At 59.8% G+C, this 13214-nt stretch carries 11 protein-coding genes; 3 read left to right on the forward strand and 8 right to left on the reverse strand.

Annotated features, from left to right (window positions below; all coding sequences use genetic code 11):
• Positions 1-354: 354 nt before the first annotated feature.
• From QQ977_RS09420 to QQ977_RS09455, 8 genes are all read right to left on the reverse strand, one after another.
• Positions 355-1287 carry a sulfide-dependent adenosine diphosphate thiazole synthase gene (locus QQ977_RS09420; protein ID WP_285925460.1) on the reverse strand — a complete coding sequence of 311 codons (933 nt, stop codon included), beginning with the start codon at positions 1285-1287 and terminating at the stop codon, positions 355-357.
• Positions 1288-1662: 375 nt separating this feature from the next.
• Positions 1663-2091, reverse strand: a complete 429-nt coding sequence (locus tag QQ977_RS09425) for a universal stress protein (RefSeq protein WP_285925461.1) — start codon at positions 2089-2091, stop codon at positions 1663-1665.
• 142 nt (positions 2092-2233) lie between these two features.
• Positions 2234-3424: a CaiB/BaiF CoA transferase family protein gene (locus QQ977_RS09430; RefSeq protein ID WP_285925463.1), complete on the reverse strand. Its 1191-nt coding sequence runs from the start codon at positions 3422-3424 to the stop codon at positions 2234-2236.
• Between the two features lie 158 nt (positions 3425-3582).
• On the reverse strand, positions 3583-4650 hold the full coding sequence (locus tag QQ977_RS09435; RefSeq protein ID WP_285925464.1) for a phosphate acyltransferase: 1068 nt from the start codon (positions 4648-4650) through the stop codon (positions 3583-3585).
• A gap of 84 nt (positions 4651-4734) precedes the next feature.
• Positions 4735-6462 (reverse strand): sulfoacetaldehyde acetyltransferase, encoded by a 1728-nt coding sequence (locus QQ977_RS09440; RefSeq protein ID WP_285925465.1) that lies wholly within the window; start codon positions 6460-6462, stop codon positions 4735-4737.
• A gap of 308 nt (positions 6463-6770) precedes the next feature.
• Positions 6771-6989 carry a HalOD1 output domain-containing protein gene (locus QQ977_RS09445; RefSeq protein ID WP_430540826.1) on the reverse strand — a complete coding sequence of 73 codons (219 nt, stop codon included), beginning with the start codon at positions 6987-6989 and terminating at the stop codon, positions 6771-6773.
• 240 nt (positions 6990-7229) lie between these two features.
• Complete coding sequence (sauS, locus tag QQ977_RS09450) at positions 7230-8660, reverse strand: acylating sulfoacetaldehyde dehydrogenase (protein ID WP_285925467.1); 1431 nt, start codon at positions 8658-8660, stop codon at positions 7230-7232.
• 107 nt (positions 8661-8767) lie between these two features.
• A complete protein-coding gene (locus QQ977_RS09455) occupies positions 8768-9319 on the reverse strand; it encodes a rubrerythrin-like domain-containing protein (protein WP_285925468.1) in 552 nt (183 codons plus the stop codon).
• Positions 9320-9890: 571 nt separating this feature from the next.
• On the opposite strand from QQ977_RS09455, the gene QQ977_RS09465 reads away from it, so the two are divergent.
• From QQ977_RS09465 to QQ977_RS09475, 3 genes are all read left to right on the forward strand, one after another.
• Positions 9891-10661, forward strand: a complete 771-nt coding sequence (locus tag QQ977_RS09465) for an IclR family transcriptional regulator (RefSeq protein WP_430540827.1) — start codon at positions 9891-9893, stop codon at positions 10659-10661.
• 1024 nt (positions 10662-11685) lie between these two features.
• Positions 11686-12480 carry a hypothetical protein gene (locus tag QQ977_RS09470; protein ID WP_285925469.1) on the forward strand — a complete coding sequence of 265 codons (795 nt, stop codon included), beginning with the start codon at positions 11686-11688 and terminating at the stop codon, positions 12478-12480.
• A 94-nt stretch (positions 12481-12574) separates the two neighbouring features.
• On the forward strand, positions 12575-13180 hold the full coding sequence (locus tag QQ977_RS09475) for a hypothetical protein (protein WP_285925470.1): 606 nt from the start codon (positions 12575-12577) through the stop codon (positions 13178-13180).
• Positions 13181-13214 lie beyond the last annotated feature (34 nt).

The raw sequence follows: 13214 nt of genomic DNA on the forward strand, positions 1-13214 counted from the left end.
TTCTTTGTCATAAATTGTATCCTTTTGTCCCAGTTATTAACCCCACAACAACTTCTCTTGTTGGGAGTTATCCTACACCATGGGCATACACCCTATTATAGTTAATTATTTATACAACATAGGCTCCATTCGAAATAATAACTCTACTGCCAGTACTGGAACGCAGTATGTATCAATACTCCCGAAACGGCTTGGAACGTTATATAAGCTGGCGGCGTCGCTAGGACACGGTCTCTCTGTCGGAAGACGACGTCAACTACACCGGCCGTGCTGTCATACGGTCTACCCTACCGATGTCCAGGCGAAACCGCAGACGGGCCGTGGGTTCGCCGGAATGGCGTACAGCGGTCCGTATCAGTCGTCGGCGGGCTCGGGGCTGCGAGACGTCATCTCGACGGGGGCGGCGTCGACCTCGAGTTCGTCGAGGGCGACCTGTGCGGCGCGTTTACCGGAGACGAGCATGGCACCGAAGGTCGGACCCATCCGCGGAAGTCCGTACGTGGTCGCGGTGGCCATGCCGGTGGCGATCAGGCCGTCGTGGACGAGTCCCGTGTGTTCGACGACGGCGTCTTCGCTCTTGCCGACCCACATCGAGTCGTGGCCGGGGGAGTCGTGGCCGGGCGCACCGTACTGGTCGTCACCGGTCTGGTCCATACCCGTTGCACTGGCTTCGGCGTCGCCGATACCGGGAGCGTTCAGTACGCCGCGTTCCTGCAGTTTCGAGACGGCCATCGCGTCGTGGCCGGTCGCATCGATCACCAGGTCGGCTTCGACGGCGATCGGATCGACACAGGTGATTTCGCGCGGGAGTGCGTGCACCGGCGTCCAGTTCATCACGATCCCCGAGACCTTGTGGTCTTCGCGGATGACGATGTCCGTAAACTCGGTCATGTTCTGCATCTTCGCACCCGCGTCACAGGCGGCCTTGATGAGTCCGGAACAGGCTTCGGGTCCGTTCGCGACGTAGAGATCCTCGCTGTCCTGAGACTCCTTGTACGAGACGTCGAGTTCCTCGAGCACTTCCTGGGCCGGGTCGCGAACGGTCACCTTGTTCATCAGGAAGCCGCCGAGCCAGAAGCCGCCGCCGAGGTAGTTGTTCTTCTCGACGACCATCGTCTTGACGCCGCGTTCGGAGAGTTCTTTCGCGGCCGTCAGCCCCGACGGTCCGCCGCCGACGATGATGACGTCCGAGTCCGAGAAGTCCATGAACTCTTCGGTCCACTCCTGGCCGATCGCACGCGTCACGTCTGCTTCGCCAACGTCACTGAACTGGTCAAATTCGTTCATACAACCGAGTGTTACCATCCAGTGTATTAACGGTTGTGGTAGTCAACGAGAGATAACAAAACGTCGTCACGAAGCCGGCATATTCTCGATTGCCATGGTCGTAACAATTAATATGGTATACGCTGTTCGGTCACATGCAGCCAGAGACGAACCCGGTGTAGCTGACGTACTCGGGCACTGTTAGCCATCGGAGTCACTCGTGGCTGCAGCTGTGCGCTTCCTCTGACAGTCCACCCCCGGACTTCCTTCCCGATTCACCCCATTTCGGGAGGCGACTACGCCGTTTGGTTGCCCGCCGTGGATACGAGCATCAAACGACTGCCAGCAAGTTAGAGCGGTCGTCCCGGCAGATCAAGCCACCCTATTTCTGGTGGATTACGAATCTATGACCACGAGGACACTTTGGTCACTACTCATCAGCACCGATTGTGCGGTACTGCCGAACACCGCCTTTCCGATCGGACTTCGCTTTCGTCCGCCGATGACGGTGTATCTGGCGTCTTGCTCACGAGCATACCGGACGATGCGCTCGTCCGGATCGCCGATGAGTCCGACGGGTGTGAACTCGTCGGTGACCTGTTCAGCGAGTTCGGTAGCGATGTCGGCCGCTAGCTCTTCGACGTTTTGCTTTCCTGCGGGCTGGCCGGTCTGTTTGACTTGCTCCTGTTCGATGTCGGTAAATTCGGATCGGGTCAGTACGTGCACGACGTGAAGTTCGTCGTCGAACCGGTCGGCGAGCGTCCGTGCCTCCTCGACGACGGCCCCTGCCCGCTCCGTTTCGTTTACGGCTGCGACGATTACCATACAGAAACAACTGTACTGACGGACAAATATTTTCCCCCGCTACAGTGGCTCTCTCGCCCGGCTCACGTCGAGAATTCCCTCCGACTGGTCACTCGAGCGTCGCCAACCGGTCGGCGATCTTCGACCGGTCTCGATCGGTCCGTCAGATGACACCGTCTTCTTCGAGTTCTGCGATCTCTTCGGGCGTTAGCCCGAGCCGTTCTTCGTACACGTCGTAGTTGTCACCGCCTTTGGTCGGAGACGGCGTGATCTCCGGCAGCTCCGCCTCCGACAGGCGGATCGGCGTTCCAGGTACCCGGATCGGCTCGTCGAACTCCGGATGCTCGATCTCGTTTACCATCTCCCGGACCTCGAGGTGGCGGTCGTGGATGACCTCTTCGATCGTCTGCACGGACCCACACGGAACGCCCGCGTTGAGCAGCGTCTCGACGATTTCCTCGCGCGTCTTATCGCGCGTCCACTCCTCTATCGCCTCGTCGATTTCCTCCATGTGTTCGATTCGCTGGACGTTCGTCTCGAGTCGTGGATCGTCTTTGAGATCCTCGCGGCCGATGGCGTCGGCCAGTTTCACCCAGTGGTTGTCCGACGCACAGAGGATCGTGACGTACCCATCGCTGGCTTCGTATGCATTGTACGGTGCTTTGGCGAGACCGCTGTGTCGGCTCCCCGTTCGGGGCGGGACGTCGTCGTCTTTGTAGTACGCGCCAAGCTGTGAGAGCAACGCCGGGTAGATCGCGTCTTGCATTCCTACTTCCACGAACTGTCCTTCGCCCGTTCGCTCCCGATGGAACAGTGCGGAGATGACGCCGGTGGCGAGATGAATTCCTCCAAGGAAGTCACCGGGAGCGATGCCGGTTTTGACCGGCGGCCCATCGGAGAACCCGGTCACGTCCATGATTCCACCTTCGGCCTGGACGATCAGGTCCATCGCCAGCCGGTTGCTCTTCGGCCCCGACTCGCCGAACCCGCTCGAGTGAGCGTAAATGAGCTCGGGGTTGATCTCCGAAAGCGTTTCGTATCCGAGGCCGAACGACTCCATCGTCCCGACCGCGTAGTTTTCGACGAGAACGTCGGCGTCGCTGATCAGGTCCGTGAACAGTTCTTTCCCGCGCTCGGATTTCAGATTCAGCGTGATCCCGTCTTTGTTCGAGTTCAACATGGCGAACTCGGGTGGCTCTCCCTCGTCGACTCGCGACCGGAGCGGTTCGCCGAACGGTGGTTCGACCTTCGTTACGTCCGCTCCGAGGTACGAGAGGATGAGTGAACAGTACGCCCCGTTGTAAATTTGACCGAGGTCTATAACCTCGACACCATCGAGTGGCTGCTGGGCCATGTGCCCATAATACACGTAATATAATATAAAATTTGGGGCGGAAAACGGTAATCGGATACGCCCCTATTCGTGTCGAGATCCGACGCCGCGTGGACGGTCCGACGTCGTCCGGACCTCCCGCGAGGACCGTCCGACGATGGAGAGCTATCAGTCGCCGTTCATACAGGATCGGACAGCTCGTTCTGTTCGACGTTCGATTCCCGCCGGCTCAACAGCCCACCGTTCGTGATCGGCCCTAACGTCTGTCGGCCGTGAGACGCTCTGACGGCCGAAACGGCGGTGATATCGACGATGTCCTCGACGCTTGCGCCGCGTGAGAGGTCGCTCACCGACCGCCCGTATCCCTGAAGGATCGGTCCGAGCGCTCGCGCACCGGCCAGTCGCTCGGTGAGTTTGTATGCGATGTTTCCCGTCTCCAGGTTCGGGAAGATGAAGACGTTCGCGTCGCCTTCGATCGGACACGCGCCGTCTACCTTTCGGTTGGCGACGTCCGGATCGAGCGCGACGTCTGCCTGTATCTCGCCCGCGACGGCTGCATCGTCGAGGCGCTCTCGTACCTGGTCGGTCGTTTCCGCGACCTTCTCGGCTCGCGGGTGGGAAGCACTACCCTGCGTCGAGAACGAGAGCATGGCGATTTTCGGCGACCACTCGAGCAGTGTTCGTGCGGTTTCGGCTGTCGTCACGGCGATGTCGGCGAGTCTGTCGGCGGACGGCTCGATGTTGACGCCACAGTCGGCGTACAGGAGCGCACCGTTCTCGCCGATCGACGGATCGTCGAACCCCATCACGAAGAAACTCGAGGCGGTGTCCACGTCGGGATCGAGTCCGACGACCCCGTTAGCGGTCGCGACGACGTCGGCGGTCGAGTTGACCGCACCCGCGACCATCCCGTCGACCTCGCCGAGTCGTACCAACAGCGCGCCGAACACGAGTGGATCGTCCAGGAGGGTGGCTGCGACTGCTCGTTCGACGCCGCGAAGATCGGCGTAGTGAGCCGCGTAGTCGTCGCGTCGGCTTCCGTCCGGAACCGAGACGACGTCGATCCCGGCTTCAGCGTCGAGTTCGTGGTCGGTCGCGTCGCTCGCGACGACGACGGGCTGTGCGATCTCCTCGGTAGCGATCCGCCGTGCGGCGTCGACGACGCGTTCGTCGTCACCTTCGGGGAGGAGGATCCGCGTCGACGTCTCTCGAGCGCGCTGGCGAAGTGCTGTGATTGTATCGGTCATCGGCCTTCTGGGCGAACGTCGCTGGAACGGTACTGCAACCGCCCCCACGACGTAGGAGTGGTGGTGTTCCACTCCGTCGATCGCTTACTCCTCGTAGTTCGGGTCACCGGGCTGGCGGTACTTCTCGAGGATGCGCTCGGGATCGTCGAGCGCGTCGCGGCGGAACGGTTCGAGCAGTTCGGTGCCGTCAGTGCGGATGTCCAGCACGGACGGTTTGTCCGTCTCGAGCATCTCTTCGACGGCGCCTGTGATCTCGTCGGGATCTTCGACGCGGATGCCGTGGGCGCCCATGTCGCGGGCGATTTCCGCGAAGTCCGGGTTCTCCGGCAGGTCCGTTCCCTGGAAGCGGTCCTGGTAGAACCAGTACTGGTTCTGTTTTTCGGCGCCCCACTGCATGTTGTTGAAGACGACCGCGTTCACGTTGATCCCTTCGCGAACGCACATCATCACTTCGTTCATCGACTGCATTCCCCAGGCACCGTCGCCGACGAACGCAACCGACTCGTCTTCCGGCCGGGCGACCTTCGCGCCGATGGCGGCCCCGTAGGCGAACCCACAGTTGCCGAACGTCCCTGCGGCCAGACAGTTGCCGCCTTCCTCGAACTCGAGGTAGGCGTTGGCCATCGAACAGGTGTTGCCGATGTCCGTTGCGATCATCGTCCCCTGTGGCAGTGCCTCCGTCACGTCGTAGAGTGCACGCCGCGGGTGGATCGGCGTCTGATCCACTTGGGACATCTCCTTCAGCTCTTCCTTCCAGTCGGCGTAGTTCTGCTGAACCTCTTCGACGCGACTGTCGGGCGCACCGTAGGAGTCGTCGAGCTTGTCGACCAGCCCTTCGACGGTTCGGGCGGCGTCACCGACCAGACCGAGTTCGACCTGGGTGGTGCGGCCGATCTGGGAGGGATCGATGTCGATCTGGATGATGTCCGCGTCGTGTGGGAACCAATCGAGGCCGTACTGTGGGAGCAGGCCGAAGCCGCTTAGACGGCTGCCGACGGCGATGACGGCGTCGGCGTCGTTGAGTTCTTCCATCGCGGCTTTCGAACCACCGTAGCCGAGTGCGCCGACCGCCAGCGGGTGGCTGATCGGGAACGAGTCGTTGTGCAGGTAGGAGTTCGCCACTGGCGCATTCAGCAACTCCGCCAGGTCCGCGACCTCGTCCATCGCGTCGGAGTAGATGACCCCGAGGCCGGCGATGATCGCCGGATTCTCGGCGTCCTCGAGGAGGTCGACGGCTTTGCTGATTTCGGCGTCGTCTGCGCCGCCGACTTTGGTCTGGCGGTACTGGTGTGGCTGGAGAACGTCGACCTCGACTTCGCCGTAGAGGTTGTCGCGAGGGAAGTCGATCTGTGCGGGGCCCTTCTGGTTGAGCGATTCGCGGTGGGCCGTGCGGACGTACTCGGCGATGCGACCTTTGTCTTCGAGGCGCTGTTGCCAGTCGACGCAGTCCTCGAAGATGGACATCTGGTCGGCTTCCTGGAACGTGTCGGTGCCGATGCCGCCGGTGGTCGCTGTCGGGGACAGCATGATGACCGGGGAGTGGTTGAGCTGGGCCGCCTTGATACCAGTGACCATGTTGGTGACGCCGGGGCCGTTCTGGGCGACACAGACGCCGGGTTTCTCACCCTTGAGTGCCTGCGCGTAGCCGTCGGCCATGTGCGCGGCGTTTTGTTCGTGCCGAACGGCGAGATAGTTGATACCCGCCTTGGGCATGATATCGAGGAAGTCCATGAACGCCGAGCCGACGATCCCGAACATCACCTCGGTATCTTCGGCGGCGAACTGCTCGAGCAACGCCTCGCTCGGCGTCATCCGCTCATTCTCGTGAATCGGCTCACTCTCGATAGATTCGCGTGATTGTTGTTCCGACATACCGTGTCGTATGCTGTGTTATCCTTCACCCACTTATATCTTCTGCAAGGGGTGATTTCGGGGGAGGGCGTCCAGGTGTGGCCCCTTCTGTCTCTCGGATCCGACGTCGCAACCGGACCGATCTCGGTCGACCCCCACGTCACCGACCGACTCTCTCGACATCTCGAGCGAGGTACGTCATCGCGTCAGTTGTCTCAACTACGCGTGTTGGAAGCTGAAACGAAGGTACACGAAGAAGAGGCGGCGTGTTATGAACTCGATCGGATGCGGATCGTCGGAGACTGTTTCCGGAGCCGGAGTTCGATCTCGTAGCCACAGTACGGAAAGACGATCCGGTCGGCGCCGGCCGCAGAATCCGGTGTGTGTAACCCGTTCAGCGAGTCGGGATCGATGACGTCGTACAGCGGTGGAAGCTCGACCGGCTCGCATCCCTCCAATTCGGCGACTGCCATGGTTATCGCACACACTGGAGTGTCGTCGGAATCTTCCCGCCAGTTCGACTCGTATACGACGTTTGAATCGGTTGCCGATACGGGTTCGGGCTGTCCTCCCCTATCCTTACCCATACCACGTCTCTCTCACGCCGACGAGTAAAGTACTTTCCCTCGTTTGAGACGCAACTCCTCGCGTCTTACGACGCGGGGTGGCGTCGGTCGATCGAACCGAGACGTTGATGCCGTGTCTCCGATCGAAACGACGATGTCGATTCACCGACCGTGCTTCTCGTGATACGATTCGAACACGTCCTCTTCGGACGGGACGTCCTCTTCGATGACCTCAGAGACGGTCGTCGTATTGATGAAGTGGGTGTATTTCAGGTTCTCGTCGAGCTGGTTTCCGCCCCACGTCCCAGCACCCATCGACAGCGTGAAGTTCATCCCGTTGTTGAAGTTCCCTCCGTTGCCGTAACACTGGGGCTGGTTGATCATGATCCGTGCGACGTCGATCTCCCGTCCGACCTGATCGACGTGCGCGTCCGACGTCGTGTGGAGTCCACAGGAGTGGCCGGAGCCCTCGAAGTCCAAGATATCCTGCGTGGTCTCGAGCGCGTCGTCGAAGTCAGACGCGTCGTAAAGCGTCAGGACGACCGACAGCTTCTCGCCGGACAGCGGATAGTCGTGTCCGATACCCCGTCCTTCGACCATGAAAAACTCCGCGTCCCGTGCGTCTGGATCGTCCAGTCCTGCAGCGTCGGCGATCGCCTCCGGTGGCTGTGCGATGACGTCACCGCTAAGCGACCCGTGACCCTCGGGGAACATTGCTTGCTCGAGCTTTTCGCGCTCCGCTGCATCGCAGAGATATCCGCCTTCCGCCTCCAGCGCGGCGAGCGCGTCGTCGTACACCGATTCGACGATCACCGCGGAGTTGTCTGCTGAACAGCTGGTGGCGTAGTCGAACGTTTTGCTCTTTTTGATGCAGTTGGCGGCGTTTTCGAGGTCTGCCGTATCGTCGACGATCGAGACGACGTTTCCTTCGCCGACACAGTAGTTCGGCGTCCCGGACTCCTGCCCTCGCTGGACGTTGTTCGACGAGCCGGTCACCTGCAACAGGTCGACTTCGTCCATCAACGTGTACGTCTTGTCCTTACTGGCCGGCGGTGGGACCATCTGTACGAGATCTGTCGGAGCACCGATCTTCTCGAGCTCGTCGTGGATGTACTCGAGTACGAGCTCACAGACCGAGATACCGCGTGGTGACGGCGAGATGATGATCGCGTTGCGACCTTTGAGCGCCATCATCGCCAGGTTCGCCGGCGTCGCTCCCGGGTTCGTCGACGGAACGACGGCACCGACGACGCCGACCGGCTTCGCGATCTCGGTGATTCCCGCTTCTTCGTCGACGTCGATGACGCCGACCGACGGCTCGCCGAGGATGTCAGAGAGCGTTCCGAGCGTCTTCCGTCGTTTTTTGCTGATTTTGTCCTCGACGTTTCCGAACCCGGTGTCCTCGACGGCGACTTCGGAGATCTCTCTGGCCCGGTCTTCCTCGTAGATCGACCACGCGGCCGCCTGTACGAGTTCGTCGACTTCCTCCTGGTCGTAGTCGGCGATCTCGTCCATCGCCGCCCGTGCCCGCTGGATCAAACTGTCTATAACGTCGTCTGCAGACTGATCGGCATCTACGGTATCGATGCTCATACCGAGTCGTAAGTCGAAGATTGTGACATATATAGCTTTGGGTGGTGCAGCTTTCGTCGCCGGGTGCGAATTCGGGTCCTCGAACCGCGTATACTCCGCGTGTGAATTCACTCGAGTGTCGTTCTGAGGTTTCGCAACTCGCCGCCACAGTCGGGACAGGTGTCGGCGTTCGCCGTGACGACGACGTTCCCACACTCGAAACACTCGTACTGACCCGCCTCACTTGGATCGTAATCGACGTCGTGTACGCTATCCTTGAGGACGTCTTTGGTCGCTTCGTCGTCGAGCGCCTCGATGACGTCCTCGGCCCGGACGACGCCGCTGAATTGTCCTTCGTCGTCGACGACCGGCAGGACGGCAAACTCGTTGGCCGCGATCGTCCTGGCGACGTCTCCGACCGACTCGTGCTCCTCGACGGTAACGACGGACTCGATCATCACGTCGGCAAGCGCCGTGTCGCCGGAGGCGTTCAGCAACTCTCGCATCGAGACCACTCCCTCGAGGTGGTCGTCTTCGTCGAGTACGTACGCGTAGTAGACCGTCGTCTCGGTGCCGGTCGATGCCGTCCGAATGGCTTCGATCGCTTCCGCGACGGAGGTCGTCGCCTCGAGCGCTGGTACGTGCTCGTCGATTACGTTTCGAACTGTCCCAGAGGACATACACTGCACATCGTGACGAACCCACCTATCAGTTGTGGTTATACGGGTAGAACGAGTGTGAAAAATATGACCACACTCGGTGCGTACTCGTCCCCCCGGGTCTCGATGCGATTGATGACCGGACTCGACCGACTCTACAATTCGAATATCTCGGACGACTATGGTTCGAATAGCTGTCCCCCAGTCGGAAGAACCGTCGCTATCGCCCGAGTCTGACGGTCGAGAGAGCGAACGAACAGCCGTGGTATAACCCAAGATAATATACTATATATTGGAATGGGGCGTGTGGAACGAGTTCCCGGGATAGATAACCGGGAAATCACGACGTAGAGATGGTATCTGGCGATCATACGAATAAATAGTCAATTGTTGATACGACTGTTTTCGACCGCCGTATCTGGCATCGACGGCAGCCGGCAAACGGCTACGACGCCGATCTGTAGACGGATAACTGAAAGATCCCAAGAGGGGCATAGATGGAGTATAGAGACGTCTTGCTATTGTATTCTCGTCATATGTCTCGAATATATTCCCAGAAGGTTAAATAGTCTGTAGGAGCCTACCAACTAGCATGCACGGTCCAAGTCAGACGGGAACGCCCCTCAAAACAGTCGTTCGAACGTTCGAAATAGTCGAATTCATAAAGGATAGAGAAGGAGCGAGAGTTCTAGAGGTATCCGAGCACTTCGATCTCCCGAATAGTACGGTGCACAGCTATCTCGCGTCGTTACACGAGCTCGGATACCTCGTGAAAGACGGCGACGAGTACCACGTCGGATTACAGTTCCTACACGTTGGTGGGCACGCTGCGACGCGTCACCGGGCGTATCAGATGGCGAGGCCGAAGGTCAAGGAGTTGGCGATGGAGACGAACGAGCGAGCCCAATTTATCGTCGAGGAGTTCGGCTACGGAATCTATCTCCACATGGAAACGGGTGATAACGCGGTCGAAACGGACGTTCGCATCGGAAAGATGGCGAGTCTACACACGACGTCGGCGGGAAAAGCGATCCTGGCACATCTTCCCGAGGAGCAAGTGATGCGTATCGTCGACCGGTACGGGCTGTCGAAACGGACCGAGAACACGATAACAGATCCCGACGCGTTGCTCGAGGAGCTAGAGACGATCAGAGACCGTGGATACGCGTACAACGACGGGGAGCGAATTACGGGCATGCGTGCCGTCGGCGTCCCGATTACGGACGTCGAAGACGACGTTGTCGGGGCGCTTAGCGTCTCGGGACCCGCTCATCGAATGAAGGGTAACTGGTACGAAAAGGAGATTCCCGATCTACTGTTGGGGACGGCAAACGAGCTAGAGCTGAATCTCACGTACCAGTAAGCCGTTCACGGTTCGGTTCGTATTCGCCCGCATCCAATTCGATATATTCGAACTATACGTTCCTCGATCGGTGAAACACTCGCATACTGGCGTACCGTTCCGACCGGAACGGGTTACACACCGAGCGCACTCTAACTAATTACAGATATATGGCTGTAATACCGAACGGGCTGTACTCGCTGTATGGCACACGTGATACGAACTCCGGGTTTCGTATCGACCTGGCAGGCGGAAGTAGGAGATTCGTTCTCGCCTGCCAAACTGCGGCCAATCCGGTCGTCTCGAGGTCGGTCGTGAGATGTGGTGACAGCATAACAGACCTAAACCTGTTATCCATAATTAACTTCCATGAAGTTAGGGCACTTCGTTTGCGTAACGGTCAGTCCGTAAACGCCGTACGATTCAAGATAATAGGAATCCTTTGGGAGCATAGGTTGATAGCCGACCGAAATATTCACCATCGATAGACGGTAGTATTTTAATTCTTACTACAACCCGAGACGAATATTCGGCGTAGAACAGATCACCGGGAGCCGAGCAGACGACCCGAAACCGATGAACTCGTTCGGTGCACGTGCGAACCGGAATGGCGTCTCGGAAGCGCGAAGACGGTGCATTCGAGCGGTTACGTGACTGTCCGGGCTGGCCGATGCCGCTCGAAGACGACGGGATTCGTCGATTCGAGGGTCGGGCAATCGGTCTCCTGATGCGTCGTGGATGTTGATCGTCCGCCCGCGGCCGACTACCGCCCGTGCTTTCGGCCAAATCCGTCTGATTCGCCCGACTCAGTTCACCTCACTCCGTTTTTCACTGCAGTACGTCTCGAGAAGCGGTCCTCGTCGAGCCCGATCGGGATAATCGACCTCAGGTTCGGAACCACCTGTTTGCTGTCATAGATGCCTACGCTCATATAGAACGAATAGAACGATATTTAGATTCAATAGTTATCTAACCTGGACCGACTCTCGTTCGACGCATCGAAAGAGCAGTCAGCTATTTCCGTCGACCGGCGAGAGGAACGGGTATGGACGACGGAAAACAGGCAAGGTTCGGGTCTGAAGGTGAGTTACAGACCGACGACAGGGACGAGACCGACGACGAGTCGGAATCCGTTCGCGACGACTTCGGCAACGAACTCGAGGAGAACGAGACCAAATCGGGCGTAAACCGGTACGTCGTCACCAGTTTGCTCCAGAAGGCCGTCCGTCGGTCTGACGAGGAGACTGCAGCGTGGGCCGCGTGGGAGCTGGTTCGATCCGGATACGCCTGGAACTTCTGGGATCGTATCACCCTCTTTCTCGTCGAAGATCTGCGGGCGGGCCACGAGGTTGCCCTCGTGGTGCGTCGGTACGAGGAGTTGGCCCGCGAGCGGTGGTCGGAAGACTCCTGGCGCGGACGACTCTGTGCCGTACACGCTGCTCTGGCGGCTGCTCGAGCGCCGTCGTCTCGCGAATCCGTCCACGCCGAGGAGTACTTCGATGCGCTCTCCGACGAGCGGGTTCGTGCACGCGAGGAAAACCGCGAGCCACGGTACGAGCATCCCGCCGACGGACTCGAGCCGGGCGGGACGTACGACGCCGTTTTCGATCACCACACGGCCGACGGCAAACGACTCGGCCGTGACGTCGACTTCTTTCGGGCACACGGCGCCCGGGTCGGGCCCGACGGAGAGCCGGAACTGAGCCGCCAGTGGCGACTGCGGAGCATGCGACTCGAGGATCGCGAGTACACGGAAGACGAGCTGGCTCGAGCCGTTCGGCCGGTCGACCCGGACGACAGATGGTCCGAATCGGAGCCGGATCGCTGCAGTGAGGAGTGACAGAGGTCGATGTGTTACAGTTACTTACCGCCTTCGCGCCGAACAGATAAGGGTAGACGAAATTTATTTTGTGGTGACTGTCTATGATTCGTGCATGGTGCCCTTGCAGCGTACTGAGTTGGCGACTGTCTTGCCGCGCGGTGATCCGATCGTACTGACGGCGATAACCGAACCGCTCGAGTTCTATCACGGACTCGAAACTCCCGAACAGGCCGCAGTTCAGTTCGGCATTGCGGTGTTACTCGGTATCGCCGTGCTCGGACTCGCCCCCGGTCACGGGACCGGCGCGGTCCGGACGGCCACGAGAAGTCCCGTCATCTCGGCGATCGTGGGCGTGCCAGGCACGCTCGCTCTCGGAACGATGTCGTACGCCGGCTACGTACTCGCCGGTTCGAACGTCGGCATCTTCTTTGCGGTGCCGTTGCTCGCGGTCGGTGCGACGTTGCTGCCAGCCTGGATCGCCGTCGGTATCACCGCCGTCGGCGGCGTTCTCGCTCGCCGGGTCGGGATCGAACAGCAAGCCGGCTGGCTGCTCGTCGGCAGCGGCCTGATCGGTCTCGCCGCCTTCTTTCCGGTGGCTGGCGTCGCTGTTCTCGGTCTCGCCGCCGCTGTGGGCGTCGGTGCCGGTGCTCGGACGCTGTTCGGCACTGACACAGCGCAACGGGAAGACCGGGTCGTTCCGCCCGCGAACAAGGTTTGAATCGCTCGAGGACGACGATGCCGAAGACGTTTTT

The sequence above is a fragment of the Natrialbaceae archaeon AArc-T1-2 genome, assembly GCF_030273315.1.
Lineage (GTDB): Archaea > Halobacteriota > Halobacteria > Halobacteriales > Natrialbaceae > Tc-Br11-E2g1.

Coding starts and splice junctions, on each gene's coding strand:
- QQ977_RS09420 (WP_285925460.1), bottom strand. CDS start 1,287: ATGAACGAATTTGACCAGTTCAGTGACGTTGGCGAAGCAGACGTGACG.
- QQ977_RS09425 (WP_285925461.1), bottom strand. CDS start 2,091: ATGGTAATCGTCGCAGCCGTAAACGAAACGGAGCGGGCAGGGGCCGTC.
- QQ977_RS09430 (WP_285925463.1), bottom strand. CDS start 3,424: ATGGCCCAGCAGCCACTCGATGGTGTCGAGGTTATAGACCTCGGTCAA.
- QQ977_RS09435 (WP_285925464.1), bottom strand. CDS start 4,650: ATGACCGATACAATCACAGCACTTCGCCAGCGCGCTCGAGAGACGTCG.
- QQ977_RS09440 (WP_285925465.1), bottom strand. CDS start 6,462: ATGACGCCGAGCGAGGCGTTGCTCGAGCAGTTCGCCGCCGAAGATACC.
- sauS (WP_285925467.1), bottom strand. CDS start 8,660: ATGAGCATCGATACCGTAGATGCCGATCAGTCTGCAGACGACGTTATA.
- QQ977_RS09455 (WP_285925468.1), bottom strand. CDS start 9,319: ATGTCCTCTGGGACAGTTCGAAACGTAATCGACGAGCACGTACCAGCG.
- QQ977_RS09465 (WP_430540827.1), top strand. CDS start 9,891: ATGCACGGTCCAAGTCAGACGGGAACGCCCCTCAAAACAGTCGTTCGA.
- QQ977_RS09470 (WP_285925469.1), top strand. CDS start 11,686: ATGGACGACGGAAAACAGGCAAGGTTCGGGTCTGAAGGTGAGTTACAG.
- QQ977_RS09475 (WP_285925470.1), top strand. CDS start 12,575: ATGGTGCCCTTGCAGCGTACTGAGTTGGCGACTGTCTTGCCGCGCGGT.